The sequence below is a fragment of the Pseudomonas sp. PS1(2021) genome, assembly GCF_020405165.1.
Lineage (GTDB): Bacteria > Pseudomonadota > Gammaproteobacteria > Pseudomonadales > Pseudomonadaceae > Pseudomonas > Pseudomonas aeruginosa.
Genome location: NZ_CP084484.1, coordinates 3,680,402 through 3,706,751, shown reverse-complemented (window position 1 = coordinate 3,706,751; position 26,350 = coordinate 3,680,402). Strand labels below are relative to the sequence as shown.

Here is a 26,350-nt window from a genome sequence, read left to right as displayed (position 1 = left end):
ACAAACTTATACACTGGGGTTCATTAGGAGTTACATGATGGAAATGCTGAAATTCGGCAAATTTGCTGCGCTGGCTCTGGCCATGGCTGTGGCTGTGGGTTGCTCCTCCAAGGGCGGCGATGCTTCCGGTGAAGGTGCCAATGGCGGCGTCGACCCGAACGCAGGCTATGGCGCCAACAGCGGTGCCGTTGACGGCAGCCTGAGCGACGAAGCCGCTCTGCGTGCGATCACCACCTTCTACTTCGAGTACGACAGCTCCGACCTGAAGCCGGAAGCCATGCGCGCTCTGGACGTACACGCGAAAGACCTGAAAGGCAGCGGTCAGCGCGTAGTGCTGGAAGGCCACACCGACGAACGCGGCACCCGCGAGTACAACATGGCTCTGGGCGAGCGTCGTGCCAAGGCCGTTCAGCGCTACCTGGTGCTGCAGGGCGTTTCGCCGGCCCAGCTGGAACTGGTTTCCTATGGTAAAGAGCGTCCGGTCGCTACCGGCCACGACGAGCAGTCCTGGGCTCAGAACCGTCGCGTCGAGCTGAAGAAGTAAGAAGTCGTTATGCCCAAGCACCTGCGTGTCCTGACGTTCCTCGCGCTCAGCCTGCCATTAGCGGCCTGGGCGGAAGTTCCTGTGTATGACGGCGTTGCCGCCAACAATGGCGGCAACGTTCCTCCTTCCGGGTATGGCACGGCAGGTGCCGGCGGCGCCTTTGCCGGAGGTGGGGTGACAACCCCCACCTCCGTGCAGGGCGAACTGTTCATGCAGCTCCAGCAGATGCAGGACGAGTTGGCTCGCCTGCGTGGCACGCTCGAGGAGCAGCAGAACCAGATCCAGCAGCTCAAGCAGGAAAGCCTGGAACGCTACCAGGACCTCGACCGTCGGATTGCCGGTGGTGGCGCTCCCGCTGCACAGAATTCCGCACCCGCTGGCGCCATCAACGCCAATGGGGCGCCTGCGGCTCCCGCAGGCAACAACGCACCGGCGCCGAGCAGCGAGCCGGGCGACCCGGCGAAGGAGAAGCTCTACTACGATGCGGCCTTCGACCTGATAAAGAGCAAGGATTTCGACAAGGCGAGCCAGGCGTTCAATGCCTTCTTGCGCAAGTACCCGAACAGCCAGTACTCCGGCAACGCCCAGTACTGGCTCGGCGAGGTGAACCTGGCCAAGGGCGACCTGCAAGGTGCCGGCCAGGCCTTCGCGCGGGTCAGCCAGAGCTACCCCAGCAGCCAGAAGGTGCCCGACTCTCTGTACAAGCTGGCGGACGTCGAGCGTCGCCTGGGTAACAACGACAAGGCCAAGGGTATCCTCCAGCAGGTCATTTCCCAGTACCCAGGCACTTCGGCCGCTCAACTGGCGCAGCGCGATCTCAAGAACCTTCGCTGATCCCGTTCCCGATGAACAAACCCGCGCCTGTCGCGGGTTTTTTCGTTAGAATCGGCGCCCCCGTGAAGCTGCATGGTTTCAGCTCGGCTGATCTTCGTGCCTCTCCACGCGAGACTTTCCGGGATTTCGAGCGCCACGACAGGATACGTCCCGTGGCGTTCCTTCATTTACCGCAACGGAGGCGGACGACCTGTTCAGTCGTCACGCCCGTGGCTGAATATGCAACAGACCCTGCGCATCACCGAGATTTTCTACTCGTTGCAGGGGGAAACACGTACCGCCGGCTTGCCGACGGTCTTCGTGCGCCTGACCGGCTGCCCCTTGCGCTGTCACTATTGCGATACCGCCTATGCCTCCAGCGGCGGCGACGTCGTTAGCCTGGACGCCATTTTCGAGCGGGTTGCCGCCTACAAGCCCCGCTACATCTGCGTGACCGGCGGGGAGCCGCTGGCCCAGCCGAATTGCATCTCTCTGCTGGAACGGCTCTGCGACGCCGGCTACGAGGTTTCCCTGGAAACCAGCGGGGCTCTCGACGTGTCACGGGTCGACCCGCGCGTAAGCAAGGTTCTCGACCTCAAGACGCCGGGATCTGGCGAGGTCGGACGCAACCGATACGAAAATATCCCGTTGCTGACCGACAACGATCAGGTGAAGTTCGTCGTCTGTTCGCGAGAGGACTACGACTGGGCGGTATCCAAGCTGATCGAGTACCGCCTCGACCAGCGTGCCGGTGAAGTCCTGTTCTCGCCGAGCCACCATCAGGTCAGCGCGCGAGAACTGGCCGATTGGATCGTGGCCGACAACCTGCCGGTCCGCCTGCAATTGCAACTGCACAAGATTCTCTGGAACGACGAACCGGGCCATTGAGACGAGGAATTCATCATGAACCAGAAGAAAGCGGTCATCCTGCTCTCCGGCGGCCTCGACTCCGCCACCGTTGTCGCCATGGCCAAGGCCGACGGCTACGCCTGCTACACCATGAGTTTCGACTACGGCCAGCGCCATCGCGCCGAGCTGCAGGCCGCCGAGCGCGTGGCCCGGCAGTTGGGCGTGATCGAGCACAAGGTGATAGGGCTCGACCTCAATGGCATGGGCGGCTCGGCATTGACCGACGAGAGCATCGCGGTGCCCGAGTCGCCTAGCGAAGGTATACCGGTGACTTACGTGCCGGCGCGCAATACGGTGTTCCTCTCGCTCGCCCTGGGCTGGGCCGAGGTCCTGGATGCCCGTGACATCTTCATCGGTGTGAATGCAGTGGATTACTCTGGTTATCCGGATTGTCGCCCTGAGTTCGTCGAGGCTTTCGAACGCATGGCGAATCTGGCAACCAAGGCGGGCGTGGAAGGCAATGGCTTCCGCATCCAGGCGCCGCTGCAGTATCTGTCCAAGGCGCAGATCATCCAGGCGGGCGTGGCGCGTGGGGTGGATTACGGCCTGACGGTGTCCTGTTATCAAGCCGATGAGCAGGGACGTGCGTGCGGCAAATGCGATAGCTGCCGGCTGCGTGCGGATGGCTTCGCGGCGGCTGGTATTTCCGACCCGACGCCATATTTCTGAAAAAAATTCACGAGGGGTGTTGTTTTTACGTTAGAAATCAGTATTATACGCCTCGCGTTGGGTCGTTAGCTCAGTCGGTAGAGCAGTTGGCTTTTAACCAATTGGTCGTAGGTTCGAATCCTACACGACCCACCATTTTCGACGGGGCGAGTTGCATAGGCCTAGGAAGGGGTGTTGCACCTTTTACTTGTCCAGCAGCCGTCTGGGCCGAACATTAGGCCCGCATTGACGTGATGTCAATATGGAATAGCCCGCCTATTTAGGTGGGCTTTTCTGTTTCTAAGGCCCTGAAACCATTCTGCAGGCGTAGCAATGCGCCCCCGACGTAATCAGCGATTACAGAGGGTACTGCGGTTTTGGCCGTGAAACTGCGGGGCTCTGCCAGCATGCCGGCGCTGGAATCCAGGCGCTCTCGGTAATTCCAGATTTTTCTTACAGGCCTAGCGAACTGCTGGGAGGCGCGGCTACCTTTCGTCCGGTAGCCGGCCCTTCAGTATCGGTATCGCTAGGCGAGACTGCTTCGGGCAGTAGATCCCCATCCACCAGATCCGCTTGTTGCAGCGGGAGCCGCGGATGCCGAGGCGGCACGGTTCGATAAGTGTTGAGCCATCAGAGTGAACAGCACGCTTTGGTCGAAGGTGTCAGGTGGCTGTGGTAGCGCTTCTTCCCGCACGGTTGGACCTCCCTGAATGCCTGTCCCTGGTATGTGCTCCCTTGGTTCTGCAGGTTCTGTCCTGGCCTCCGGCGGCGGTACTTCACCCATTCGAGCGAGAGGTTGCCCGCATGGCTTCGGTTTGGCAGAGGCTTGCGGGGAGCCGCTGTAATCCACCTTCCTGACGTTCTCCAGCGCTCCTTGGGCCAGGCTTCTGGCATGCAGCACGGCACGCATGTGGTCGTAGTCGGCCTCGATGTAGCTCATGGTGGTCTGGATATTCGAGTGGTTGAGCAGGCACTTCGTGAGATGGATGTTCCGCTCGGGTGCCTTCATCAAGTCGGTGGCCAGGGTGTGCCGGAAACGGTGCGGGGTCATCCGCACCCCAACCTTCTCGGTCAACTTCCGGTACATGGCTTCGACCTGGTCGGAGTTCATCATCTTGCTCTTGTAGTGCGGTGAGAACCGGTTGACGTTGAACAACTGGTCGTCATCGGCGAATCCGGCTTTATCGGCCTCCTTCAGGAGCCGCGATAGGTGAGGCACAAGCCCCTCCGTTATTGGCACTACGAACTCTTTATGAGTTTTCTCTGTCTCGCCGCGGATGAGGATCAGTTGATTATCCCAGTCGATGTCGCGCTTGCGGATGCACAGCAGCGCGTTCAACCGGATGCCGGTGTAGTAGAAGACCTCAAACGTGCAAAGCCAGAACCAGGCGGGAGTGATGCGTGCGCGATCGCCGGTGCAGCGCTCTGCGCCGACCTGCATGTTGAGCCAATTGCGGGCGCGCAGGATGGCTTCGGCTGCGACAGTTTTGCTTGCTCGCCTGGGGGGGATGACGGTGGTCTTTCTGAACGGGTTGACTTGGGAGTGCGTCACCAGCTCGTGCTCGATGGCATAGCCCCAGATTGTTCGCAGATGATTCGAATACGTGTTCCAGCTCCGCTTCGACAGGCCTTGTTCCAAGACCTTGCGCCGCCATCCCAGCACAGACCTGTGGTCCACTTCCTGTACGGTTGCCGTAGGGCCGAAGTGCTTGAGCAGCGCCTTGGTCGCGGCGCGGTAGATCTTCGCGCTGGCTTCTCGGAGATCGTGCGCGAAGATGTACTCCTCGGTGAGCTGCTGCGGCGTCATTCGACACCCCCTTCGGCGTCGGTAATGACCGTGAGGCTTGGGTTGTCCAGAGGCTGTTCAGGGAACAGCAGTTTGGGATCCTGGAGCAGGTAAGCCTTGAGCTCTTTCGTTTTACGAGGGCCTGAGACTTTGATGGTCCAGATGTTCAGGCTCTTACTGGTCTTCCGGTGAAGCCCTTGTTTCTCGAACGCGCGCTGCACCAGCTTCCAGCCGGTCGTCTCCTTGGCCTGGGCCAGCTTTTCGAGCTCCGGATGCTCCTGGACATAACGCTTGAAGATTCCTGGCGTGACCAGCATGGCGGTCCCGTCGACGGTATGCACCAAGGCTTTGGTGTCGTTGATGAACAGGCGACGGGTCGCGATACCAGATTTCATCCAGCCAACGAATCCCTGTCCCAGATCAGTGCTTCTGCTAGGCATAAATACATCTTCAACTGCTTCAGGAGCGCAATCTGTTAGCTCCTTGTTCCCTAGTGGCTGCTGTAGGTTCTCCTCCCCGCGAGTGTTCGTAGGAGAAGCAGCCGGTGAGTCGTGGCTAATGTCTAGCTCTTCTAGTGGCGAATTGATATTACCAAGAAGCGCGTACAAATCGTCTGTTTCTTCCTGAACATCAGTTGAGGGCTTCGCAATCGCCCGCATCTCGTTTGACGGTTTCGCAACGATCGGCGCAGGTTGGCGGAGCGTCATCTTGGCTTCTAGTACCTGTCGCTGTTCAATCGGATCGTTGGGGATTTCGCAGGTCGTTTCCGGCTTTTCAGGGGAGGCGTTGCCCTCTTCAATTACGAGTGATCCGCCGTAGGGCGCGGGACGCTCGGTAGGGTCTGTCCAAATCAAGGCTGGAGCGATCTTGAGGAGCGTGAACTTGTTTCTCCACCCAGCACCATTGTCTATCGTGGCCGTCCAAATGGCCTTGTCTTCGGCGTTCGTCTGGATGACGGCCTGGTCCTGGAGCATGTTGAAGAATGGCGCGTTGGAGGAGGGGACCCCTTCGATTCCCTGAGCCAGCAGGTAGGCTCTCAACTGATCGGCCGCGGGCTTGCTCACCAGCCAGAGTGCGTCCTGAGTCAGCCACCCGTCGGACGGGCCGCCCGGCTGATTCAGCTTGAATTTGTCCTTCACCAGGAAGCGCAGGCCGTCTGCCAACTGCCGCTGCAGCGACTGCTTCGGTGCAGCCAGCGCTCGATCCGGATTACCCCCCAGCTCCTGCGCGACTGAGGCCTGGTCTGCCTTCACGATGATCTCGCCGAGGATCCCAGCGTGCTCGTACTGCCCTGCGAACAGATAGATCAATTGAGCCCACAGCTCTGGAAAGCGACTGAGCCAGTCGAGTGCAGTGCGCGGAAGCAGTTGGTGGATGAGGAGTGCTGAGGCAGCGCCGTGAAGCTGGTATTCGCGGGACTTCACGTACTTGAAGCGGTAAGGCTGGTTGATCGGTCCGTTCCAAGGGTGCCAGGTGCTGCCGTCCTGCAGCTCAACCTGCAGGTCGACGACGATCTTGCCTATGTCGTGAGCCAGGGCACCATAAGCCGCGGCGGCCGACCAGGCTTCAGCTTGGGCTGACTGTGACTCTGGCGCTGCGCCGATCGGGAGCAGGTAAGTCTGCCGCACCTTCAGTGCATAGGCCACGATCTCCAGGCCGTGATCGATCATCCCGCCTGGATGGGCATGGTGATGGTTTTCCGAAGCTGGGAGCTGCTGGACCAGCTGGGCATAGTTGGCCAATGGCCGCCGGTAGATCTCCTCGAATTGCTGCTTGGATAGCGAGGCACGCTGCCAGATGTTCTCCAGTAGCTGCCGGCGCCGAGGCGTGCCGAGCAGCTCCGTACTGCTCAGAGGAGGGATGAATCCCCCTGGGGCAGCTTTGGTTGGTGGGGTGGGGGACGGCTTCCTGGATATCCAGGAAAGGAGTTGAAACATGGGAGGCTCCATGACGATTCATGGAGCGGGCTTTTCCGCCAGATCAGGGGCTGGCAACAACGATAAAACAACGGTAGCGGGGAAGGGTATTTTGTTGGCAATGTGCCATCCCGGCCTTGTGCTCTGCCGGGGAGGAACTGCGCCAGGCTCAACCATTGGGCACCTGCTGATGGATGTTCACCCGTAGCCTTTTCGTGTTCGCCGGCGCGAACGCAGCCATTTCTGCATTCCGGCAGGCCCTTTCGGGTAAGGCTTTTACCCTTGTGAACCATTCCCTTCACCTTTCAAGCCCATTTCCCCTTTGGGCCATTTGTGCCCCTGTAGTGGTCTACTGATCCCGGACACCGATTTAGGCGAGAATCCTCGCCGTGAGAGAGGTGTCTGGTGAGCAAGCAACGACGTACGTTTTCCGCCGAGTTCAAACGAGAGGCTGCCGCCTTGGTGCTGGACCAAGGCTACAGCCATATCGACGCCTGCCGTTCGCTGGGGGTGGTGGACTCGGCCTTGCGCCGTTGGGTGAAGCAGCTCGAGGCGGAGCGCCAGGGTGTGACCCCGAAGAGCAAGGCGTTGACGCCTGAGCAGCAAAAGATCCAGGAGCTGGAAGCCCGGATCAACCGGCTGGAGCGGGAGAAAGCGATATTAAAAAAGGCTACCGCTCTCTTGATGTCGGACGAACTCGATCGTACGCGCTGATAGACCAGTTGAGTGAGCAGGAGTCGGTGGAAGTGGTCTGTTCAGCTTTCGATGTGGCGCGGTCTTGCTACTACGTCCACCGTCTTCGACGGCGGCGTGTCGATGCTCGCCGCGTGGCGCTACGCAGCCAGGTCAACCAGTTGTTCAGCCAGAGTCGGGGCTCGGCCGGCAGCCGCAGCATTCTGGGCATGCTGCGCGAAGAGGGCGTGACCATCGGCCGTTTCCGAGTGCGTCGGTTGATGCGTGAGCTGGGCCTGGTCAGCAAGCAACCGGGCTCGCACGCCTACAAACAGGCCACGGTTGAGCGTCCGGATATCCCGAATCGGCTGAACCGCGAATTCGCGACCGAGCATCCCAATCAGGTGTGGTGTGGCGACATCACCTACGTCTGGGCGCAAGGCCGTTGGCACTACCTGGCCGCGGTGCTGGATCTGCATATCCGGCGGGTGATCGGCTGGGCGTTCTCGGCCAAGCCGGATGCCGAACTGGTGATCAAGGCCCTGGACATGGCCTACGAACAGCGCGGCAAGCCACAGCAGGTGCTGTTCCATTCAGACCAGGGCAGCCAGTACGCCAGCCGCCTGTTTCGACAACGGCTCTGGCGCTATCGGATGCAGCAGAGCATGAGCCGTCGGGGGAATTGCTGGGATAATTCGCCGATGGAGCGCCTGTTCCGCAGTCTGAAGTCGGAGTGGGTCCCGTCAACGGGTTACCTGACGGCGCAGGAGGCCCAACGGGACATCAGTCATTACCTGATGCACCGCTATAACTGGATCAGGCCGCATCAATTCAACGACGGGCTACCGCCTGCGGTGGCCGAAGAAAAACTCAACCCACTGTCCGGGATGGGTTGACCACTACACCCGGTGTCGACGGAAAAATACTTCATGGGTCAGGTTTGGTTTTTTCGAGGCGCTGCACCCTGTAACCGGGCACCCTCTCGTTGCGGACCTGGCCAATCTGGCCGAGTCAGACAGGAGATGGATACGATGAACCATGACGACATACTGAATAACCGGGCGGAGCTACTCCAAGAGCAAAACGGGGATGACAGCGGGAGCCTGTGCCATGACGAACTCATCTTTGCGCTGCAGGATAAACATCACGTCCTCTCCCTTGGCTTGAGCACCGTTCTTCAGTGCTTGAGAATGGCCGAGCATGAAGGGGCGGTCCCCGAACTTCCCGAGGGCTGGTGGAGCCGGATGGCTAATCGATACAGGCTAAATTGATTATTTTCATGGAGAGCGGTGCGCTATGGATGTCTACAAGTTGAAGCCAGAGGAAACCGATGAGCGACCAATCGAGCGCGAACGTTTCGAAGAAGAAACGCGACGCCAGGAGCCTTGGTTCTCCACCTCTGAAAATGGCACGGAGGGACATTTCGCTGTCTGTCCCGCCTGCGACAATCCAGTACAAATCATAGGCCTTTATCATTTGCCCGCCAATGTGGCTCGTCCCTATGGGCGTCATTACGCTCGTTCGGTTCGAGACCTTGCCGAAGCGGATGAGGAGGCGCGAGAGAACTGCCCTTATTTCAAACCAAGGGTACACCAAAAGACAGAGCGGAAAGCCTCGGTAAACGGCACGCCTCTGAAAATACTAAAAATACTGATCGAGCAGTTCGACAGGGTTATCTACCTGCTGCGGAAAGAACTGGGCGTGAATATCTCTCAAAACTTGGCTATCCGGATGCTGGAACAATACAGAAGGGAGAGAGGATATCTTTATACTGGGGCAACCCTGACCAATATTCCCTGGATATTTGCCTATATGGCTGATTCTCAGAGTCTTTTTGGACAGCTTTTACTCGATGATGACCTTGTCAAGGCAGTCTCCGCTGAAGTGCCGGCAGCCTCAGTTGATAAGTATGGCCGAGTCTCCTCGAAGGTGGATGAGTCAGGGAGAAAGGAGTATTTCGATCTCAATATGTGCTTTGTGAAGCACCGGTTTCGTAAGGACAGCCTTGAGGGTGAGCTGACCGAGGGGATGGAAATGCTGGTTTCCACAGAGCGGAAAGGAAAGGCTATCGATATATATACGAAGTCGATTGTATTTAACCGCCAGTATTTCCAACGTTTGATTGCTTTGCCCGAGGATCATCCACATAGAGACAGCGGTTTGGTCGAGGCGGCGCGTCGGGTGCTGGGTGACTTGCTGCCCGCCGGATGAACCGGAGCTGATATTCAGCTTGGAAGTCATCGGTTGCGAGGCAGGTGTTGATCCAGATCCATGGAGTCGTGAAGCACGCGAACCACCTCGAGCACCTGGTCTGTCGCCACCCGGTAGAAGACGAAGTGCCTGGGCCGAACAACCTTACCGACGTTGGGCATCGAGCGGCAGTAAACGAGGTGGATACTGCGCAGGCCCGCTCCCAGTTCTTCACGGCTGATGCTGCCTACCTGTTGTGGGTCTGTCGCAACTGCTTCCAGCGCCGCCCCTATGAGTGCCTGGTAACGTCGGCGCGCGGCATCGCCGAAGCGGTTGTGGGTGAAGCGCAGGATATCGACGATGTCCGCTTGGGCATCATGAGAGATGCGGTACTTGGCCATGCTTCAGTGGCTCGCCTGGTTGCCGAGCTCGTCGAGGTAGTGGGCCAGGTCGTCTCTGGTGATCTCGTCGTACTCGCCGCGCTCCAGTTGCATCAGCCCACTGGATGTTGCGTTGCGGAGGGCTTCGAGCTTGGCGCTATTCTGGGCTTCCTGTTGCAGCAGCAGGCGCAATCCTGCCCGGATGACTTCGCTGCGATTCTGATAGCGGCCGGTCTCCACCAGCTCGTTGATATCCTGCTCCAGCGGATCGGGAAGGACGACGTTTCGCGTTGCCATGAGGTACTCCAGTCGGCAGATAGCTAGTGGCATAATATGCCATAAGGCTTGCTAGATCATCTTTTTTGGCGTATAGGTGATAGCAGGATGCCTCCCTCTGGGAGCCAGGAGATTGATCATGAACGCGCACACCAACAAAGGTTTTGCCTCCCGGGTCGGTTTTGGTCTGGGTACGCTTGTGCGTTTTCTCATCACCGATCCCAAGCCTCTCCGTCGTTGGGTGAAGCGCACTTTAGTATCCGGCACTCTTCTTGTGCTGGCATCTCAAGCTTTCAGCTGGCTTTTAAGTGGCGCCCTGACACTGATAGTTCTGGGTGGAGCTGTTCTCGCCTTTGGGGGGCTTCCAAATGGTCCCCGGAAAGAAAACACGTCTGGCTACGGATATGAGTATGGCCCGCAAGGGTATGGTCATTATGTTGCCGGCCAGCGAACTGATGATTAAATAAGGCCCAGTTGGGCCTTATTTATTAGAATATATGCCGCTTGGCATTATTTGCCGCTTCTCCACCTGCTGTCTGGACGTCCTTGGTGCCTTGGGAAAGGCCTTGGAGGACTTGTCCTGCCTGCACACCAGACCAGCCTATTGCTGTGACCCAGAGAAGTGGCAGAATAATAAACATTGCCCCCATCACGAAGTTCAAGATTGCATCTTGAGTCGCCGTGTTCAGTCCCATGACTGGGTCAAATGAAAGATGCGGTGATCCCGAACCATAGAAGGCATCAAGTATCGTGCTATCGATATATCTGGCTAACTGAAACCAGAAATCGACGAACATCATCGCAAAGAAGACGACCGTCATCGTCATGGCAACTTTCAGTTGATAGGTGCCGATGACCAGGACCATCGGAATGCAGATGACCATGGCCATCTTGAGGAACGACATCACCATCGGCAGTGCTTGGCGGACCATATCCATCGCCGGGAAATAGGCCAGGCTGCCCAGGGCAACGCCGAAGGTTCCTGCGGTTCTCGCGATGCCGTTCCAGACCGTACCGCCCACCTGCCCACCATAGTCGGTATAGACGTTGCCTTTGACCTGGCTGGAGGGGGAGATCACCTGGCGAATGACTGCCTCGGTTACCTCCTCCTGGTTCAGCCATTTTGCCCACTTGAGGAAGCTGGTCATCAGGTCCGGATCCACCTGGTCCTTGATCCGATCACGCAAACCGATCCCTGAGTCAGCCCACCACTGCTTGCAGGTGGGGTAGCCACCACCACCGCCCACCTGGGGCAGCCCGGCGTCGCGGGTGGCGTTGTAGGGCCACGACTGACGGGGACTCTTCGAGTAGTCGGTGTCGTAGTACCCCGGGGTGTTCAGCAGGAATCGGGAGCCGATCCAGTTCAGGTCCTGCAGCGCCTTGTTGTCCTCGGCGACGGAGCCCAGATCGGGTTGTCGCATGAACAGCCGCGCACGGGAAGGCCCGTAGCAGTCCCTGGAGAAATCAGCGATTTCTTGTGCCAGCAGCGGGTTGTTCACGCGCGTATTGTCCACTTCCATTCGCATCTGCCGCAGATCCGTGCCGCACGGAATGGCCGCGACCGCGCCGGCGGTGAAGCCCTTGGACAGGGCGTGCATCATCGCCCACCAGAGCGGCATCTGCGCACTCTTGCCGGCCAGGCTGCTGAAGGAGTTCGACCAGCCGGTGTCTGCCGGCGCTGGCAGGCTGTACTGGCACTGCTGGGCGCGGGCCTGGTCGAACTCGATGGTGTCGAAGCTCACGTTGACGACCGGGATTCCCGCCAGGGCGACCACGATGTAGCCGACGTAGATATGCGTCTCGATGCGGGCCAGAGACAGCACGCCCTTGTTGCCCTCGTCGGCGCCTTCCCCGCGAACTTTCAGCCATTCGCGCAATACGATGGCCGCGAACGGCACCGCAAACAGGCCCGTGTCCGAGATCATGTTCCAGATCCCGTTGTTGATGATCCAGCCGAGGAGGGTGAGGTAATACTCCAGGTAGTCATTGGTCATGAAGGTCATGCTGCGCCTCCCGTGCGGAAGTAGGCTTTGCTGAATTCGATGAGCAGGATCAGCAACAGCACCAGGATCTCGATCCGCCGAATGCGCTGCCGCTCATGCGCGCTCAGCTCCTTGCGCTGCTTGAGCCGGAACCAGGCGATGGCCAGGGCGCAGTACAGCAGCGCCCTCCAGGAGAACAAGCTCCAGTAGTTGCTTTGCCGCCAGGCCTCCAGGCCCTGGATGCCACCGAAGTGGTTCAGGGCAAAGAGGCTGAGCAGCGTACCGACCACTGCCAGGCCGACGACGATCAGCACTCCGACCAGTAGCTGGCCGAGGAGCTTTCGGGTGGTGAGCGTATCTGCCATCACGGTCTCCCTCCCGACTTGCCGCCGGCGGCAGAGGGGGCCTGCAGGCGATCGAGGCGATCAGCATCGGGCGCCGACTCGAACACGCCACTGGACCCTGAGGCGCGCTGTTGCCCGCGCTCGATGACCCGCATGGGCGAATTGCTGGCCAACTCGCGACGGAGTTCCAGTTCGGTCTTGAGGTTCGAGATCTCCTGCTGCAGGAGGCTGGTCTGCTGATCGACGGCTTGGGTGGCCAGGCCGTTGGCGGCGACGTTGGGCTCCTTGGCGCCGGCGAACATCAGGCGCTGTAACAACAGGGCCTTGCTGAGCACGTCCATCAGGGAGACATCGGACGCCAGGCGGCGCGCCAGGACGTCCTGGTCACGCTCGTCGCGCAGCGCCTCGATGACGCCGCGGGTGATTGGCAGCGCATCGGTGCCGGCCGCAGCCAGGTTCTCGGCGGTCAGTGGCTTACTTTTCGATAGCAGCTCCTGCAGCGACTGGAGCTTCTTGTCGTAGGTCTCTTGGATCAGCGGGGTCAGGCCGACGCCTGCAGCCGTCACCGTCTTCTGGCAGCCTTCACAGGTCTGCTGCTGTTGCTCCCCCAGTACCCGGGTGGCGAATGCAGCGGCTTCTTGGGGGGAGGACCAGGTGTTGCAGACCAGGCCGTTGTTACAACTGGCGGAAGGCACGCTCGATGAGTCTTTCACCGAGCGGCTGGTCAACAGGTTGTAGCCCGCCCGGGTCACGTCGTTGACGATGCGAATGGGCTTCTGGCCGGAGCCGCCGGCCTTGTCTCCACCGACCCAGGTTACGCCATCGTTGCCGCCCTTCTTCTCCACTACTTCGAGGGCGGATACGGCGTCTTTCCCGCCAGAGGCCAGCGTGGCGCCCAGGGCCTGGCCTTCGGCGATTTTCCCCCAGCCGGTCTGCTCCCCAGCGATGTCAGCCATCTTCTCGGCGATCGCTCTGCAAGTCCCTTTCGAGCGGTCGTAGTCGATCCGCGCCTGCAGGATGCCATTGGTGATCAGGTTGTAGAGCTGAGGGTTCGCGCGCTGGATGATCAACGCCGGTAGCGACATGACCGCGCCGGTCGCGTTCTGGATGACTGAGCCCATGATGTTCTGGAAGCCCTGTGTGGCACCGTTGAGCTGGTTCTCCAGGGTGGTGCTCAGGTTCATGTTTCCGCACATCAGGTCGTTGTTCCAGCCGAAACCGACGCCGATCGAGTCCATCTGGCCGGCGCTGCCCATGCTCACCGCACTGCCGCCGCCAATGCTGTATAGGACCTCGTCGCTGAGCACCGTGCCGGTCTTGGACACGTTGATTGGGTCGTCGGCCTGGGCAAGTTGAGCTGCGAGCAGCCACGTCAGCGCGACCGAGGTGATGTTCATTCGCATGATTCGTCTCCGTGTCCTTATTGGAAGTCGGTACTGCCGAGGAAGATCTGCCCCTTGCGCTGGCAGCAGGAGTAGGGACGCCAGAGCGCCCAGGCGTAATCGCCGTCGACGGCCTGCGTCTTCGGCCCTGAGTTGGGAAACACCGCGCAGTTGAGGCTCAGGGACGGGGTCAGCTCCTGCCATTTCCCGGTCGAGGCATCGCCCTCTTTCAGCTCGCCCGCCGGCCAGTAGCCGTCCTTGGGTGCTGCGCGCATGGGGAGGTAGACGTGGAGCTGGCCGATTCGCGTGGTGATGTCGCCGGCGCGCTGGGCGATGACGGCCGCCGTCTTGTAGTCGTCGGTCTGGTGCAGGAATCCGCTGCGCGGATAGAGGTTCCCCCACATGTCGCCGGAGAAGATTCCACCCACCTCGCGCAGCCCTGGGACCAACGCTTCGGGGTACACCTGCTCGGGAATGCCATGCCGCCAGCCAATGGCGTCCAGTGTGCTGAGGAAGTACGGCACCAGCGGGAAGGTGGCGCCAGGGCAAACGTACCCAGAGGCGCTGGCGAACCGGCTGAACGTGGCCCCGCCAGGATGGCCGATCACATCCGCTTCCTTGAAGCGGCCGATGCTGTTCTCGGCCTTGTGGTTGGTGGTCGCGTCATTGCCGGCCTGGGCGAGGGGATTCGGTGTGCCCAGCGCCGACACTTCCGTCCAGGGGTTGCTCCCGGTATTCGCATAGCTGGAGACGACTGCGTCAGGCACGTAGTGGCGGACCTTGACCGACGTCTTCACCTTGCAGCCATGCGGGCCGCAGAGCAGCCAGTAGCAGATCCCGACGACCTTGTATTCGAGGCACTGAGGGGAAAGGGTGGAGGAGACGATGGCGGCGCTGTTGATCGCGGCCGCGGCCGTGAACGAGAGGCTGAAGGTGGCGGCCGCCGCTGCCAGGCGGCGGAGGTTGAGGCTGGTCATCAGCGCGTCCTCCTGGCCTTGGCGATCAGCTCAAGAGCGCGCGGTACGTCCGGTTCGCCGTAGACCACGTACTGCCTGTCGACTACCACGGCAGGGATCTTCTCGACACCGAGACTCCACGCATCGGTGACGTCTTGTTGTGCCTTCACCAGCTCTGCCTGCAGGCGTCGCCCCTCGGGGCTCTGTAGCAACTGCTGAAACGCTACCTGAGCTTGTTGAGGATCCTTGGGCAGAGCGTCAGTCAGTTGCTCCTCAAGGTGTTGCTGGGCATCCAGGAGCAGGACTCGCGATGATCCGGTGGCGGTGACCGGATGGGCCTGGTCAGTGATGACCCAGGTTTCGGCCTGGCTTGCGCCGGTCAGCAGTACAAGTAGTAAGCCAACGGCCAGGGGGCGTGGCCACCAGGCTGGGGGGGAACGATGAAGAGGCATGGGTCTGTACCGGTTCGAATAGGTACAGGTAGGAGACAGGATCGCTTCCGATAGGGCAGCAGGAAATCATCACTACGTCGCCGGGGTATTTTTTACCTCCGTATTGGCGAGTTGTTGGCGCATGGTGCAGAGGAGGGCGCCTGGTAACTCATAAGGTAGAAGTGAGATTCCAAGCCATCTTGTTTTCAGGTGTTTGCGCGGACTGAGCAGTCACTGCCGAAACAGTTGTTTTTGTTGCTAAGAGGCAGGACGGCTGCGCTGAGATTCCTACTAGTAAATTAGATAGTTGTTGTCTTCTGAAACAGAATTGAAGCGAAATTGGGGGTAGGGTTTTTCTAGGTGAAGGGTAACTTTTGAGAATTACAAAGGTGTGACGAAAATGTTGTATTTTTCTTGCGGTATGAAGATGGGTGGTTGGGTCGGATATAGGTACTTCTCTCTATTTTCTTTAATTGCTCTCATCTATGGGTGTGTCGGTGGTGGAGGTGTATCGGATGAGATTGGGCAGCACTGCTTTGAGAGAGAGCAAAAGATTTCCGGAGTTAATGATAATGAAGAGGGGAGTGTGAGGTTGAATCGGCTGAACTGCGATCCAATTGAAGGTCGTGTTCTTGAATCAGAGAAGCTGATACGAAAGCCGCCCAATGAGCTGGGTATTCACTGAATGAATAATTTTTAGCCTGGAGAGGTCTTTTTGAAAATGAAAAAATCACTTGTTATGTCGACTGTGCTTTTGATGGCTAGCAATTTTGCGTGTGCTGATGAGGGCTCAAATGATGGAAGTGAGATATGTCGGGCGCAGGGTGGAGTTGAAATAACAAGTCTGGGGGAAGTCTCAAAGGGTGTGGATGTTGAAGATGTTGTAGTTTGTTCGATTCTTCCAAGTAATATGAAGTCGAGTCAAAGAGCGCCTACACTCCCTCCTCTGCAAAGGATGATCATTTCGGCAATGCCTTCACCAGGAACGGTCACTGTTTCTGCCGGCGGAGATAGGAAGTTCACAACATCTTGCCGGGCAAATCTTTATGCTCCACGTTATGCCAATTTCTATCCAGACGGTGTTAGCAGGGGAACATCAGATCTACGATGTGTTGGTTACAATACACCTGGGAATTCATCTCAAGGGTGTAATGTGTCATGGGTCGGCCCGACCGACATTCAATTGGGTGTTGAGCCATATGGCGGATCTGTTGTTGTAAACTACAGTTGCACTGCATTCAAAACAACGATTCCAGTGATAATGAGCTACAGTTATCGTGATGGGCGGGCAGTGTATGGTGAGGTCCAGAATGTGTCAGGAATAATAAATGTGGTTTTGAAATAAGGATGCGCCTTAGTAGGCTTTTATTTCAAGGTGTTCAGCTTGTGAATGTGCTGCAGGGCACTCTATAGAGTGCCCTGCATAGGCTGGAAGTCGTTTGGCTGAGGGCTAGTCTTTCGAGTTCGATATGGCACGTTGATGAAGGCTGGTAAAAAGTCCTGTCTGTGTGGGTGGCAGGCGAGTGGCGCGTTCAGACGCTAATGTGGAGTTCAAGGTAGGGTTCCGACGCCGAGGATCCTCTTTGGGTGGAGTCATTTGCTGAGCCATGCAGTTGTAAGACAGGCTACGTGCTCCATTGACTTGTACATCGATACACGAAGATTCAGATTGTTCATCCGAGTGTGACTCTGCGGGCGGGGAGGCAGCAGCCTGCTGTGCCAAACCAACTATAGGCAACAAGAATATAATTCGAAGAATTTTAATAAGCATTCCAATCTCCTTAACCCTGAGGGTTGGATGAGATTCAATAGTAACCTCAAGTTATGAGGAAAGATGAACCGTCTATCGTTTTGTAGTCTTGGTTAGGTCAGGCACGCGCTAGTGAGTAGTACCAAGAGTAAGCCGATAGCCAGGGGGTGTGGCGGCCCATTTGGGGAAGCGATGAAGAGGTGCGGGTTTGTACCGGTTCGAGGAAGGTATAGACAGCAGACAGGATCGCTTGCGATGGGGCAGCAGGAAACCATCAGCCCGTCGGCAGTGTATTTTTCGAGCCGTATCCAGAGCTGCTGCCAACAGCGGCAGGGGTGACTCCATCGTCATCTGGAGGGCATACTTAGCGGTTGATAGATGGCTAGTTGATATTAACGTGGGAGTCGACATCATGGAGCGCTTGCTCGAGAGCATCTATATCAATGCCCGGCCGGCGATGGAGTTCAAGCTCAGCCTCACCAGCTCCGGCCGCAAGAAGATTGTAAAGATCGTGGACGGGGATGAGGTTGAGATGCTGCCAGGTGACGTGCAGAGCATTCTGGAGTCCCAAAAAATGGATGTTGGCATCCTCTCCGATTTCTTCGTCCAGACGCTCCTAGAGCGACGCTAGTGGTCCCTGGCCAACCAGTCGATCGCCGACAGCAACGTGGTCTCGTCGGCCATGCCCTCCAGCTTCACGCTTCTTCCCGTCTGGTTGTCCCGGATGACCAGGGTCGGGGTCGCTGTAATGCCGTTCGACCGTGCAGTGTCGATGTCCGTCTTAATCAACCGGTCCACCAGGTCCATGTCTTTCGCACATTTTTCCAGTCGAGCCTGGTCCAGTTCAGGAAAGTGCAATGTGCCGCCAGGCAGCCCGCCCCCGTTGCCGGCCGACTGAGCGAAGATCGCATCGATAGCGCTCCAGAAGGCTTTGGCGCCGCCTTGGATCCCCGCGCACTCCACCAGGCGAGCCTGATGGCGGGCCGCCTCGCCATGCATCTGCAGGGGAAGATGCCGCCAAACCAGGTTCACGTCCGGATGGCTGTCTACCCAGCGCTTAAGCCGCGGGGTGTAGACCTTGCAGAAGGGGCACTCCAGGTCGGCGTATTCATTGATCGTCCAGCGCGCTTTCGCATCGCCGTAGAGGCTGTGGTTGGCTGGCAGCCCCTTCACCAGAAGCTCTACCCCAACGGCGGATGCAGCCAGCAAGACCAGCAGCCCCGCCCAGGGCAGGGCGGGACCTTGAAATCGTTTCGCTGCCCAGCCGCCCTTCAACAGTCTCACGCTTGCCTCCGCTGTGGGGTTTCCGCGCGGTCCACGGCCTCGATGAGCGCCTGTTGGGCCGTATCAGGCTGTGGATGTTGTTGCAGCCATTCATCCAGGAGCTGCTTTATCTGCGGGACGATATCCCGGCGATCGACCGCCCTCAGTTGAATCTGCTGCAACTCTTCGATCAGTACAGGAGCGCATATCCTGAGCGTCTGCAGGGCATCTTCCTCGGGGTTCTGCAGGATCTGGGTCAGGTTGTCGATCAGGTTCTGGGTCAGCGAATTCAGAGCTCTCATTCGTCCTGGCACTCCACTGCCGGTTGGTCTGGGAAAATAATGGGGAAGGGCGGCAGGCCTCGCGCCTTGTCGAGATCCGCTGCGACCTGCAAGGCCGCCTCGAGCTCGTCGCAGCCGGTGGCTTGCATGATGTTGTAGCGCTGGTTCTTTTCTTCGTTCTCGGTCATTGCCAGGGCCAGGTAGAGGCTCGGGGGAACCACACGGAAGAGGTACTCCTTGCCCTTGGCCAGGAGCACGCCCTCGGTGAACTTGCCGCTTTCCTTGCGGGCCGAGAGCATCATCGACTTCTGCGCCGGCGACAGCTCGCGGAACCTGGAGATCTTCTCTACCTCGTCGGGGGGCATGTTCAGGCACAACCACCACTCGATCATGTTCAGCATCGGCGCCCCGGAGGCTGGGATGTCATCGATGTTCTGGGTGGCGAGCCAGAACCAGGCACCCAGTTTCCGCCACATCTTGGTGATCTTCATGGCGTAGGGCAGCAGCAGCGGGTGCTTGGTGATGATGTGCCCTTCATCGGTGATCTTGACGATGGGCCGGCCCTTGAACTGGTCGCGTTCGGCGATGTTGTTTACGGTGTTCAGCAACGAGATGTAGGCGATTCCGAGCTGGGCGGCGTAGCCTTCGCGCGCGTAGGTCGCGAAATCCACCACGGTGAGATCGGCTTCAGGCCAGGGCGTGCCTTCGCGATTGAACATCTCGCCGTCGGCGCCCATGCAGAACATCTGCATGGCTTCCGCCATTTCGGCCAGCCGCGCGCGTCGTTCTGGCGCGGTGCCATCGCTCCTGGAGGCCTGGTAGAGTGCATCGCGCACGTCCTGGGTCAGTACCGTGCGGTTCGCGGCGGCGCAGGTCCTGGCCGCCGCCAGGATTGCCTGGCAGATGGCGCTGCGATCGGCACGGGTCAGGCGCGCGTCCTCCTTCTCTTCGCCGCCGGTGATCATCAGGCGCGCGACGATCTCCATCTCGCCCAGGATGTCTCGCTGGTCGTCCTCGAGGTCGGTCTTGTTGCCCTGGACGGTAACCGAGTCCTCGATGTCTTCGGCATCCAAGATCTTCATCAGGTCGGGGCTCTCGACCAGCTTGATGGCGTCCGCGAACGGCGCCAGGCTGACCCCGGAGCCCGGGGCGAGGCGGATCCGGTGGACCGAGAGGCCAAACCGCTTGGCGAAGTCGGCCAGCAGGCCGAAACTGTTGCCCGCTTCCGCGACGAACATCCGTGGCAGGTACATGGCGAGCATCTGGCTGATGAGGTTGGTCAGGGACGCTGACTTGCCGGACCCGGTTGGCCCGAAGATGAAGCCGTGGGCATTCATCTGCCGGTCCAGCTTGTTGAACGGGTCGAAGGTCAACGGTGCACCGCCACGGTTGAACAGCGTGAAGCCAGGGTGCCCGGTACCGGTGGTGCGCCCCCAGATGGGCGACAGGTTGGCGATGTGCTGCGCGAACATCATCTGGGTGTACCACTCCAGGGCTCGCTTCTCGTTCGGATCGAAATTGCAGGGCAGCCAGCGCAGGTAGCTGTTCAACGGTGCGACTTCGTTCTGCGGTTCGACCGGCACCAGGCCGGCGCCGAGCAGCACGTTGCTCAGGGTGATGCAGCGTTCCTCCAACTGGGTATGGTCGCGGCCACGCACGAACAGAGCGATCGCTCCGCGATAGAGCTTGTGCTCTCGGCCGATCAGGCGTCGAACGGTGGCCACGTCCTCGCGGGTGTGGATCGAGGCCTGGGTGTCACCAACGGCCTTTTTCGAGAGCTGTTGCAGATGCCCTTCCAGCATGTCCTGCGGCGTCACGACCATGGTGATGCACAGCAGCGTGTCCTCGGGCATTCGATCGAACAGGGCGTTGAGGCCATCGCCTTTGAGCGTCTCGCCGGTGACGTGGCCTGTCAGCGGCGCTTTGTTCAACTGGTCGACCACAATCACTCGGTGCGGCATGGCATCGAAGAGCCACACGCCCTGGGTGGCATCGGAAACAGGCTGCCTATAGAACAGGTTCTGGGAGAAGTCAGTGCCGTCGGCCAGCGGCAACTCGTCCTGCAGGATCGGTTCGTCCGGCCGGCATACCAGTTCGTAGAAGCGACGTAGATCCGCATCGGTCTTGCCGAGGTGATCCGGATGCGGGTTGAACCAGCGGATCAACCAGTTCCTGATCTCCTGTCCGCCCATGCGCGAAGCGACGATGCCGGCGTTCGCCAGGCCGCCTTGGATACGCTCGCAGATGGATTTCAGATATGCCGCCGGGTCCTGTCCGCGAATCTGCGCATCCGCCTTGCGGATCCGGCGGTAGACCACCATCCGCACGCGCCGCTGTTGTCCTCGCCAGGGCAGTTTGCTGACGGCGGTGTCGACGAACAGTCCGCCCGGCTTCGAAATGCCCTCCAGGTGATGCTTCATGAGCGCCAGGTACATCTCGCTGAAGGCCGATCCTCGCGCTCGAGGATGGACGTACTGCCTCAACTGCTCCTGGAAATTGTCCCAGCTGATCTCGTCCTGGGCGTAGAACTGGACGATCCAGGGCGAGGTTTCGTGCTCGTCGAAGGAGTTCTGCAGGGCTTCTTTCAATGCGTCCCGGGCGTTCTGCATCCAATTGGGATCGCGGCCCTCGGTGCCCAAGGGCACCAGCTCGAAGAACGCGGCGCGCGAACGCCCATCTTCCAGGAGCATCACCTGCTCGTCGGGCAGGTACTCAGCCCAGGGCAGCAGGTCGACGAACGATGGGTCGTGATCGTAGAGGCGTGACGCTTCAGCCTGCGTGGCGCCATTCTTGCTCCCGGTGTTGGGCAGAGGAATACCCATGGCGGCCAGTCGCGCCAGATAGCGTTCAGTCGCTTCTTCCGCAGCCGCTACGTCCAGCGCTCCTGAATCTTCGGGAGCGTCTGCCGGTACCGACTGAGGCTGTGTGCGACCGCGCAGAAGGGTTTGAAAAAGGCCCATCAGTAGTCCTCCGTGCGCTCGCCCGGCATGGCGTACTGGACTCGCTGGTAGAAGGGGAACACGGTGGTATAGCCCGGTACCGGGGCGGGATCGCTGCCGGCCAGGTGCGGGAACACATACATGACCAGGTCGGGATTGGGCAGTCGTTTGAACTGGCTGTGGATCTCGTTGCTGGCCGTGCGGGTGTAGTCGGCCTGGTCGTTCGCGGAGGCAACCTGCTGCGGATCGATCGGGCGCCGCAGCGTTTGCCTGGCATCGAGGAGTAGCCGGCCACGGCTGTTGCCTAACGAGCTGGTTGCACCTTGTTCCCAGACGTCGAGCATGTTGGCCTCGCCGTGGGGCAGCATCTCCTCCTTGCTGGTGGAGCACGCTGAGAGGGTCAGCGCGCAGGCCAGGCCGGCGCAGAAGTGAAGAAGGGGGTTAGTCCAGGTCTGCTGTTGCATGAGCGGCTCCAGAGCTGTAATCGACCTTTCGGCCCTTGAGTTCGTAGTCGATCGCCAGTTGCTGATCGAGATGCACGGCGACGCGCGCGCCCGGTTGCACGTAGACGGCGGCGAAGGCCTCGCCGTACAGCTTGTTCATCCACTGACGGATGTCGCTGACGCCGCCGGAGAGGATGCTGTTGAGGGCCGAGTTGCTGTTGGTTCCGGTCGTCCCGAAGCTGGTGCCGTTGCCGCTGAAGACGGTACTAGTGTTGTTCTCGTCGGCGTCCAGGAGCTTGGCGATGCCGGCCCCGGCAGCCGTGAGTAGGCTCTGATTGCCCAGGTACTCCTTGGCATTGGATCGGCGATCACCGGCGATGCATGGGATGCCGTAGGGGTCGCTGATCCAGCCGAGGCCGCCCTGGATGGTTTTCTGGTCGGCGCTGGCGGTCTGGTTGTTGTTGCTCTGGTTGTCATTCACCTCCTCGGCCGGCGCCGGGAAGGTGCGCACGGTCCCGTCGTTGAACACGAACGTGAGGCTGCGGATCTGCCCACGCACGCAGGAGAGTGTCCAGTCGCCCGAGGCGGTCCCGCTGGCTACCGCGCCGGCGACGCCCGGCAGCTCGATGCCGTTGGCGGTGAGGTTGTCCGGGCCGATGAGGATTTTGAACGGGTAAGGATCATTGACCGTCCCGTCGACCGGCACACGACCGATCAGCGCAGACATGGCCACCGAGCCCATGAGCGTCGAGTTCTGCGGCAGCGTGTAGGTCTTGCGGACGAGCTTGCGGTTTTCCAGGTCGGATCGCTGTTGGCCGACGGGGTGCAGCCCGTCATCGATCCGCTCCAGCGCGTTCTGGCCGCGATCGACGGCGTTGCCGAAGGAGGTCGGGAAGCTGAATCCGCTCGGTTGGGTGGTGGAGCCGGCGGCCAGCGGCTGGCCATTGGCATCGACCGCGCGGGCGTCCTGGGGCTCGATCCAGACGATGTCCGATGACGACGAGCCCGCTCCCTGAAAGTGCTGGCCATCCTCTGGTCGCACGCCGAATCCTACGGGCAGGTCGGTGTCGCCGGTCTCGGGAATGTGGGTTAAGTTCTCGAGCCGTTTCTGTACCTGGTCCAGGATCGTCTGGCTACGGTTCTCCTGCTGTTGCTGCAGCTCCTGGGCGGTGTTGTTGAGCTTCTGCTCGATGTTCTGATCGATGTTGCGCAGGCGGCCCTGCAGGTTCTCATTGGCGGCTTTGAGCGAGTCATTCTCCTGGATCACCTTGCTGATCTGGTCCTTGAGCTGCCGGCTTTCTGCCACGATGGTGCGTAGTGTGTCGGCGGGCGTGTCGCCGTCGATGCCCAGGGTTGCCGCTTCTTCCGACGTTACCGTCGGAGTTGCGGCGCCTTGTGACTGCGCGCTTTCCTTCTTGCCCATCATGCTCACGCCGATCAGGATGGCGCCGATCACGACGGGGATGACCAGCAATTTCAGGAGGGGATTACCGGTCAGCGCCACGACGGCCTCCTTTGGGATCGATCTGGCTGATGGAGGAGGGCAGGAGCGCGTCGGCAAGGCCGCGGCCGCGCGTCACCAGATACACGGTAGTAGTGTCGGAAGCGTCGCCCCGGGCCCCCAAGTACGGGTGCTGGAAGGTCGCGGCGACGAAATTGCCCATCAGGTCCCTGGGATCCAGGGCCAGGTGCTGGGCGTTGGCGTTCTGCAGCTTCACCGCCGTGACGTAGTAGTCGTCCAGCCGCCAGGCGCCCAAGGCGGTAGCCGTGATGGGTAGGCTGGGGAGCAGGGTGGTCAGGTCGAGCTGTCGCTTGACGCGCACCTGACCGACGCCATCCACCGGTTCCACCGTGCGAAGCGGGGCATAGAGCATCTGCGCCGCATAGCGCGTCAGAACCACGGGGACGGGCGTTTCGCGCGGCACGGCCTTCGGTGCTTCTGCCTGCTCGGTCTGTTTCGCTGCTGCCGATGGCTGGGCTTCCCGGGGCTGGCCATAGTGCGGAGCCACGGGCTCGCCGGCGACGATCCTGACCGGCTCGCGCGGCTGTTGGTCGGCCGCTGCCTCGGTGGCGGCGATATCGATGAGCATCTGCTCGCCATTGGTCGCGTCCTGCAGGCGCAGGCGCGCTGGAGGAATCGGCTCGTTGGCGAGCAGGTAGAGCGCGCCGCCGGTACTCTGGACGCGCAACTTGCCCTGCAGGCCCCGAGGAACGCCGACTCGCACGTTCCTGTCGACGAATACAATGCGTTCCTGGCCGACCGTCAACGGAATGGCCAGCGGAATGCGCTCCCAGCGCAGAATCTCCACCGCTTGTGCCAGTGCGGGAAGGGCAAGCATCAGCAAGAGCGTGGCTGTCGACTTCCGGATCATAGACCTCCCTCCCGCTTGATGGGGGCGACCGGCTCCTCGAGTTCGATACGTTGAGGCGTATCGGAGTAGCAGTCCCACTGCAGGCCGAAGGGATTGGTCTCCGGGTCGACGTCGGCGCGGATGACGTGCAACGGGTAGCGGGCCAGCGCCCGCTTGATCTTCTCGCCGGCGTAATACTCCGTGCTGTCCATGTCCAGGTTGACGGTCCAGTCATTGATCGAGTGCTGGATGACTCGTCCATCGCTCTCGCCAATGCCCCGGCCGGGGATTTCCGAGGTGGTGCGCTCGCGCCCCCTGAGTTCGCCGGCGTTACGACGAAACTCGAAGTCCTTCTCCAGGAAGACTTTGCAGGAAGGCGTCAGGTAGGCGGCGTAGCGGAACAGGTTGCCCTTGTAGTCCACCTCGCCGTCCTTGGGCCAACGCTGTACCTGCTGGAAGATGTAGAGGCCAAACGCATAGACGCTTTCCGGCGGAATGTCCCACCACAACCGGGTACTCCCTGAGCGCAGGTCAGGTGGAATATGGACCCAGAGGTCCTTGCGGGCTTCCCAGACGCAGTAGGCCAGCACCACGATGACCATGCACAAGAAGCCGGTGATGAATCGGAAGGTGTTGATGTGAGCCTGCTGTTGCGCGGTGTGTTTTCTGAAACTCATGGGGACTCCGTGCGTCGACTGGTCCAGGCGCCGGAGCGCGTCACCAGGCGACGGTTGCCGAAGACGGGAAAGCGCAGCGTGAGAGCCAACTCCACCTGGCGGTAGAACCAGGTGTCGGGCCGCCCACGCTTCATCCGCCGCAGGACGCGGCTACCGATACCCAGGCCGAGGGCGCCGACCAGCAGCGCGCCCAGTGGAATGCAGGCCGCGTTACCTGCGACCAAGGCAGCCGGGATGCCAAGAACGAACCCGACTGCTCCGCAGGTGAAGACCGTGATCCACATTTCGTCTGCGGTCAGGCCGCCGATGACCACCGGTTGCCGGTTCAAACGGGTCGGCAGGAAGCTGAGGGTTCCATCCTGAAACAGATGTTCTTCGGGCATGGGAAGGCCCTTACATGATGGTGGTGGCTTTGGTGACGAGATAAATGATCAAGATCAGCAGGCCGACACCTACGGCTACGCCCGCTCCGAGATCCGACCACTTCTTCTTCCCGTCATGGATGGCGTGATAGGTGCCGTAGGTATGCCAAGCGACCCCCAGAAAGACAGCCGCGCAGATGAGCAGCGCGAGGAGCATCGCTCCGTCATAGCCGAAGTTCTGGATGGTTTGCATGATTCCCGACCCTTCCCCACGGCTAGGGGCCTCGGGTTTGGGGAGTGCAGCCAAGGCGACACCTGGGAGTGCCAAAGAGATGGCTGCCAGGCGCCGGCAGAGGGTGGACAGTTTCTGGAGGGTGAATTTCAGCATGAGTGTCTCCGTATGGGTCAGCTGAGGAGGAAGAAAGAGGTGATGCCGAGGAGGACCACGATCCGTATCGCGGAAACGCCGGCAGTGGCGCTGTCGAGGTTGTTGGTGGCCCAGCCGCGCCAGGTGCTGTACATCGCCCAGGCGGACCACAGCAGGAGAAAGGTCATCGCTGCTCCAATGAACAGCCCCTCGCCGGCCGATGGGGGAAAGCCAGCGGCGGCCTGGAACGCTGATGTCTGGGCTCCGCTCATGCTCACGGCATCGGCCCTCCGCGCAGGGTGTAATTCCCGGATAAGTCGGAAGGGTCACGCGGCTGCGCGCGGCTGGGGGTCATGTAGTCCTGCAGGCCTTGGCGGATGCGCTGCAGGTCAGCGGCCAGGCGTGAGTAGTCGAAGTAGAAGCGCTGTCCGGGCTCATCGGCGCTCTGGGCACTGCGGCGGGCGGTGTCCTCGAGGGCGTTGAGCTGCCGGATCATCACCTCCAGGTTCGCCTGCTCGGAGGCGCTCGCTGCGAAAGCTCCCTGTGCGACCAGCGCACTGCAGGCCAAGACGGCCAGGCAGCTTCGGCGAAGGGATGGATGTGGAGTGTTCACGGCGAATCTCTTGCAGATCAGGGTGCGATCAGCTTGCCGATCGCCCTGATTCCATTCCGCAAGAAATACTCGGCG

Annotated in this window: 30 protein-coding genes and 1 tRNA gene; 11 read left to right on the top strand and 20 right to left on the bottom strand. The window is 60.2% G+C overall.

Annotated features, from left to right (window positions below):
* Positions 1-37 precede the first annotated feature (37 nt).
* The 5 genes from pal (at position 38) to LE197_RS17830 (ending at position 3,070) form a co-directional block, all read left to right on the top strand.
* Entirely contained in the window at positions 38-544 is a 507-nt protein-coding gene (gene pal / locus LE197_RS17850; RefSeq protein ID WP_003111417.1) for a peptidoglycan-associated lipoprotein Pal, read from the top strand.
* 9 nt (positions 545-553) lie between these two features.
* Entirely contained in the window at positions 554-1,378 is an 825-nt protein-coding gene (ybgF, locus tag LE197_RS17845) for a tol-pal system protein YbgF (RefSeq protein ID WP_012614422.1), read from the top strand.
* Between the two features lie 219 nt (positions 1,379-1,597).
* The gene (queE, locus tag LE197_RS17840) at positions 1,598-2,245 is read left to right on the top strand and encodes a 7-carboxy-7-deazaguanine synthase QueE (protein ID WP_226034094.1); all 648 of its coding nucleotides are present in this window, start codon (positions 1,598-1,600) and stop codon (positions 2,243-2,245) included.
* A 15-nt stretch (positions 2,246-2,260) separates the two neighbouring features.
* Positions 2,261-2,935 carry a 7-cyano-7-deazaguanine synthase QueC gene (gene queC / locus LE197_RS17835; protein WP_003111415.1) on the top strand — a complete coding sequence of 225 codons (675 nt, stop codon included), beginning with the start codon at positions 2,261-2,263 and terminating at the stop codon, positions 2,933-2,935.
* A 59-nt stretch (positions 2,936-2,994) separates the two neighbouring features.
* Positions 2,995-3,070: transfer RNA gene (locus LE197_RS17830), tRNA-Lys, on the top strand.
* Between the two features lie 370 nt (positions 3,071-3,440).
* On the opposite strand, the gene xerC is transcribed toward LE197_RS17830, so the two are convergent.
* The gene (gene xerC / locus LE197_RS17825; protein WP_016852952.1) at positions 3,441-4,721 is read right to left on the bottom strand and encodes a tyrosine recombinase XerC; all 1,281 of its coding nucleotides are present in this window, start codon (positions 4,719-4,721) and stop codon (positions 3,441-3,443) included.
* Positions 4,718-6,637, bottom strand: a complete 1,920-nt coding sequence (gene mobH, locus LE197_RS17820) for a MobH family relaxase (RefSeq protein WP_016852953.1) — start codon at positions 6,635-6,637, stop codon at positions 4,718-4,720. Before mobH ends, xerC begins: the two co-directional genes overlap by 4 nt.
* A gap of 384 nt (positions 6,638-7,021) precedes the next feature.
* Between mobH and LE197_RS17815 the strand changes: the two genes are divergently transcribed.
* The 3 genes from LE197_RS17815 to LE197_RS17805 all read left to right on the top strand — a co-directional run bounded on the left by LE197_RS17815 (position 7,022) and on the right by LE197_RS17805 (position 9,499).
* A protein-coding gene (locus LE197_RS17815; RefSeq protein WP_088477278.1) for an IS3-like element IS222 family transposase occupies positions 7,022-8,184 on the top strand; the annotation gives its coding sequence in 2 pieces (ribosomal slippage) (positions 7,022-7,277 and positions 7,277-8,184; 1,164 coding nt in all).
* Between the two features lie 135 nt (positions 8,185-8,319).
* Entirely contained in the window at positions 8,320-8,559 is a 240-nt protein-coding gene (locus LE197_RS17810; protein ID WP_010792230.1) for a hypothetical protein, read from the top strand.
* A gap of 25 nt (positions 8,560-8,584) precedes the next feature.
* On the top strand, positions 8,585-9,499 hold the full coding sequence (locus tag LE197_RS17805; RefSeq protein ID WP_003119431.1) for a hypothetical protein: 915 nt from the start codon (positions 8,585-8,587) through the stop codon (positions 9,497-9,499).
* A 26-nt stretch (positions 9,500-9,525) separates the two neighbouring features.
* Here LE197_RS17805 and LE197_RS17800 read toward each other — a convergent pair whose 3' ends face one another.
* Together LE197_RS17800 and LE197_RS17795 are read right to left on the bottom strand one after the other, a co-directional pair.
* Positions 9,526-9,879 (bottom strand): type II toxin-antitoxin system RelE/ParE family toxin, encoded by a 354-nt coding sequence (locus LE197_RS17800; protein ID WP_003111729.1) that lies wholly within the window; start codon positions 9,877-9,879, stop codon positions 9,526-9,528.
* Positions 9,880-9,882: 3 nt separating this feature from the next.
* Positions 9,883-10,155: a type II toxin-antitoxin system ParD family antitoxin gene (locus tag LE197_RS17795; RefSeq protein ID WP_003111730.1), complete on the bottom strand. Its 273-nt coding sequence runs from the start codon at positions 10,153-10,155 to the stop codon at positions 9,883-9,885.
* A 118-nt stretch (positions 10,156-10,273) separates the two neighbouring features.
* On the opposite strand from LE197_RS17795, the gene LE197_RS17790 reads away from it, so the two are divergent.
* A complete protein-coding gene (locus tag LE197_RS17790; RefSeq protein ID WP_071536355.1) occupies positions 10,274-10,597 on the top strand; it encodes a hypothetical protein in 324 nt (107 codons plus the stop codon).
* 25 nt (positions 10,598-10,622) lie between these two features.
* On the opposite strand, the gene LE197_RS17785 is transcribed toward LE197_RS17790, so the two are convergent.
* From LE197_RS17785 to LE197_RS17765, 5 genes are read right to left on the bottom strand one after another with little or no spacing between them, the layout of a single operon-like run.
* The gene (locus LE197_RS17785; protein WP_016851630.1) at positions 10,623-12,137 is read right to left on the bottom strand and encodes a conjugal transfer protein TraG N-terminal domain-containing protein; all 1,515 of its coding nucleotides are present in this window, start codon (positions 12,135-12,137) and stop codon (positions 10,623-10,625) included.
* Positions 12,134-12,481 (bottom strand): hypothetical protein, encoded by a 348-nt coding sequence (locus LE197_RS17780; protein WP_016851629.1) that lies wholly within the window; start codon positions 12,479-12,481, stop codon positions 12,134-12,136. Before LE197_RS17780 ends, LE197_RS17785 begins: the two co-directional genes overlap by 4 nt.
* A complete protein-coding gene (locus tag LE197_RS17775; protein ID WP_023122674.1) occupies positions 12,481-13,863 on the bottom strand; it encodes an integrating conjugative element protein in 1,383 nt (460 codons plus the stop codon). Before LE197_RS17775 ends, LE197_RS17780 begins: the two co-directional genes overlap by 1 nt.
* Positions 13,864-13,880: 17 nt before the next feature.
* The gene (locus LE197_RS17770; RefSeq protein ID WP_016851627.1) at positions 13,881-14,819 is read right to left on the bottom strand and encodes a TIGR03756 family integrating conjugative element protein; all 939 of its coding nucleotides are present in this window, start codon (positions 14,817-14,819) and stop codon (positions 13,881-13,883) included.
* Positions 14,819-15,250: a TIGR03757 family integrating conjugative element protein gene (locus LE197_RS17765; RefSeq protein ID WP_003111736.1), complete on the bottom strand. Its 432-nt coding sequence runs from the start codon at positions 15,248-15,250 to the stop codon at positions 14,819-14,821. Before LE197_RS17765 ends, LE197_RS17770 begins: the two co-directional genes overlap by 1 nt.
* A gap of 694 nt (positions 15,251-15,944) precedes the next feature.
* Between LE197_RS17765 and LE197_RS17760 the strand changes: the two genes are divergently transcribed.
* Both LE197_RS17760 and LE197_RS17755 read left to right on the top strand, forming a co-directional pair.
* Positions 15,945-16,574, top strand: coding sequence for a hypothetical protein (locus LE197_RS17760; RefSeq protein WP_171902868.1), 630 nt, complete (start codon positions 15,945-15,947; stop codon positions 16,572-16,574).
* 817 nt (positions 16,575-17,391) lie between these two features.
* Positions 17,392-17,610 (top strand): hypothetical protein, encoded by a 219-nt coding sequence (locus LE197_RS17755; RefSeq protein ID WP_003109406.1) that lies wholly within the window; start codon positions 17,392-17,394, stop codon positions 17,608-17,610.
* Here LE197_RS17755 and LE197_RS17750 read toward each other — a convergent pair.
* The 11 genes from LE197_RS17750 to LE197_RS17700 are packed head-to-tail and all read right to left on the bottom strand — an operon-like array spanning position 17,607 to position 26,275.
* Positions 17,607-18,263 (bottom strand): DsbA family protein, encoded by a 657-nt coding sequence (locus tag LE197_RS17750; RefSeq protein WP_226034093.1) that lies wholly within the window; start codon positions 18,261-18,263, stop codon positions 17,607-17,609. The genes LE197_RS17755 and LE197_RS17750 overlap by 4 nt on opposite strands.
* A complete protein-coding gene (locus LE197_RS17745; RefSeq protein WP_003158152.1) occupies positions 18,260-18,544 on the bottom strand; it encodes a hypothetical protein in 285 nt (94 codons plus the stop codon). The genes LE197_RS17750 and LE197_RS17745 overlap by 4 nt, the downstream gene beginning before the upstream one ends.
* Positions 18,541-21,483, bottom strand: coding sequence for a conjugative transfer ATPase (locus LE197_RS17740; RefSeq protein ID WP_196663983.1), 2,943 nt, complete (start codon positions 21,481-21,483; stop codon positions 18,541-18,543). The genes LE197_RS17745 and LE197_RS17740 overlap by 4 nt, the downstream gene beginning before the upstream one ends.
* The gene (locus LE197_RS17735; RefSeq protein ID WP_020751099.1) at positions 21,483-21,926 is read right to left on the bottom strand and encodes a TIGR03751 family conjugal transfer lipoprotein; all 444 of its coding nucleotides are present in this window, start codon (positions 21,924-21,926) and stop codon (positions 21,483-21,485) included. Before LE197_RS17735 ends, LE197_RS17740 begins: the two co-directional genes overlap by 1 nt.
* Entirely contained in the window at positions 21,904-23,409 is a 1,506-nt protein-coding gene (locus LE197_RS17730) for a TIGR03752 family integrating conjugative element protein (RefSeq protein WP_020751098.1), read from the bottom strand. Before LE197_RS17730 ends, LE197_RS17735 begins: the two co-directional genes overlap by 23 nt.
* Entirely contained in the window at positions 23,393-24,277 is an 885-nt protein-coding gene (locus tag LE197_RS17725) for a TIGR03749 family integrating conjugative element protein (protein WP_003109401.1), read from the bottom strand. Before LE197_RS17725 ends, LE197_RS17730 begins: the two co-directional genes overlap by 17 nt.
* A complete protein-coding gene (locus LE197_RS17720; RefSeq protein ID WP_003109400.1) occupies positions 24,274-24,933 on the bottom strand; it encodes a PFL_4703 family integrating conjugative element protein in 660 nt (219 codons plus the stop codon). The genes LE197_RS17725 and LE197_RS17720 overlap by 4 nt, the downstream gene beginning before the upstream one ends.
* Positions 24,930-25,316 (bottom strand): TIGR03750 family conjugal transfer protein, encoded by a 387-nt coding sequence (locus LE197_RS17715; RefSeq protein WP_196663982.1) that lies wholly within the window; start codon positions 25,314-25,316, stop codon positions 24,930-24,932. Before LE197_RS17715 ends, LE197_RS17720 begins: the two co-directional genes overlap by 4 nt.
* A gap of 10 nt (positions 25,317-25,326) precedes the next feature.
* Entirely contained in the window at positions 25,327-25,683 is a 357-nt protein-coding gene (locus LE197_RS17710) for a TIGR03745 family integrating conjugative element membrane protein (protein WP_009316297.1), read from the bottom strand.
* A 17-nt stretch (positions 25,684-25,700) separates the two neighbouring features.
* Positions 25,701-25,940, bottom strand: a complete 240-nt coding sequence (locus LE197_RS17705; protein WP_003099839.1) for a TIGR03758 family integrating conjugative element protein — start codon at positions 25,938-25,940, stop codon at positions 25,701-25,703.
* Complete coding sequence (locus LE197_RS17700; protein WP_020750393.1) at positions 25,937-26,275, bottom strand: RAQPRD family integrative conjugative element protein; 339 nt, start codon at positions 26,273-26,275, stop codon at positions 25,937-25,939. The genes LE197_RS17705 and LE197_RS17700 overlap by 4 nt, the downstream gene beginning before the upstream one ends.
* Positions 26,276-26,350 lie beyond the last annotated feature (75 nt).

Bases quoted from the DNA above. Each gene is read 5' to 3' on its own strand.
- LE197_RS17805 (WP_003119431.1), top strand. From the start codon at position 8,585: ATGGATGTCTACAAGTTGAAGCCAGAGGAAACCGATGAGCGACCAATC.
- LE197_RS17800 (WP_003111729.1), bottom strand. From the start codon at position 9,879: ATGGCCAAGTACCGCATCTCTCATGATGCCCAAGCGGACATCGTCGAT.
- LE197_RS17720 (WP_003109400.1), bottom strand. From the start codon at position 24,933: ATGAGTTTCAGAAAACACACCGCGCAACAGCAGGCTCACATCAACACC.
- queE (WP_226034094.1), top strand. From the start codon at position 1,598: ATGCAACAGACCCTGCGCATCACCGAGATTTTCTACTCGTTGCAGGGG.
- LE197_RS17745 (WP_003158152.1), bottom strand. From the start codon at position 18,544: ATGAGAGCTCTGAATTCGCTGACCCAGAACCTGATCGACAACCTGACC.
- LE197_RS17775 (WP_023122674.1), bottom strand. From the start codon at position 13,863: ATGCGAATGAACATCACCTCGGTCGCGCTGACGTGGCTGCTCGCAGCT.
- LE197_RS17795 (WP_003111730.1), bottom strand. From the start codon at position 10,155: ATGGCAACGCGAAACGTCGTCCTTCCCGATCCGCTGGAGCAGGATATC.
- LE197_RS17810 (WP_010792230.1), top strand. From the start codon at position 8,320: ATGAACCATGACGACATACTGAATAACCGGGCGGAGCTACTCCAAGAG.
- LE197_RS17715 (WP_196663982.1), bottom strand. From the start codon at position 25,316: ATGCCCGAAGAACATCTGTTTCAGGATGGAACCCTCAGCTTCCTGCCG.
- queC (WP_003111415.1), top strand. From the start codon at position 2,261: ATGAACCAGAAGAAAGCGGTCATCCTGCTCTCCGGCGGCCTCGACTCC.
- LE197_RS17785 (WP_016851630.1), bottom strand. From the start codon at position 12,137: ATGACCTTCATGACCAATGACTACCTGGAGTATTACCTCACCCTCCTC.
- LE197_RS17790 (WP_071536355.1), top strand. From the start codon at position 10,274: ATGAACGCGCACACCAACAAAGGTTTTGCCTCCCGGGTCGGTTTTGGT.
- LE197_RS17780 (WP_016851629.1), bottom strand. From the start codon at position 12,481: ATGGCAGATACGCTCACCACCCGAAAGCTCCTCGGCCAGCTACTGGTC.
- LE197_RS17755 (WP_003109406.1), top strand. From the start codon at position 17,392: ATGGAGCGCTTGCTCGAGAGCATCTATATCAATGCCCGGCCGGCGATG.
- LE197_RS17710 (WP_009316297.1), bottom strand. From the start codon at position 25,683: ATGCTGAAATTCACCCTCCAGAAACTGTCCACCCTCTGCCGGCGCCTG.
- LE197_RS17735 (WP_020751099.1), bottom strand. From the start codon at position 21,926: ATGCAACAGCAGACCTGGACTAACCCCCTTCTTCACTTCTGCGCCGGC.
- LE197_RS17740 (WP_196663983.1), bottom strand. From the start codon at position 21,483: ATGGGCCTTTTTCAAACCCTTCTGCGCGGTCGCACACAGCCTCAGTCG.
- ybgF (WP_012614422.1), top strand. From the start codon at position 554: ATGCCCAAGCACCTGCGTGTCCTGACGTTCCTCGCGCTCAGCCTGCCA.
- pal (WP_003111417.1), top strand. From the start codon at position 38: ATGGAAATGCTGAAATTCGGCAAATTTGCTGCGCTGGCTCTGGCCATG.
- LE197_RS17765 (WP_003111736.1), bottom strand. From the start codon at position 15,250: ATGCCTCTTCATCGTTCCCCCCCAGCCTGGTGGCCACGCCCCCTGGCC.
- mobH (WP_016852953.1), bottom strand. From the start codon at position 6,637: ATGTTTCAACTCCTTTCCTGGATATCCAGGAAGCCGTCCCCCACCCCA.
- xerC (WP_016852952.1), bottom strand. From the start codon at position 4,721: ATGACGCCGCAGCAGCTCACCGAGGAGTACATCTTCGCGCACGATCTC.
- LE197_RS17725 (WP_003109401.1), bottom strand. From the start codon at position 24,277: ATGATCCGGAAGTCGACAGCCACGCTCTTGCTGATGCTTGCCCTTCCC.
- LE197_RS17770 (WP_016851627.1), bottom strand. From the start codon at position 14,819: ATGACCAGCCTCAACCTCCGCCGCCTGGCAGCGGCGGCCGCCACCTTC.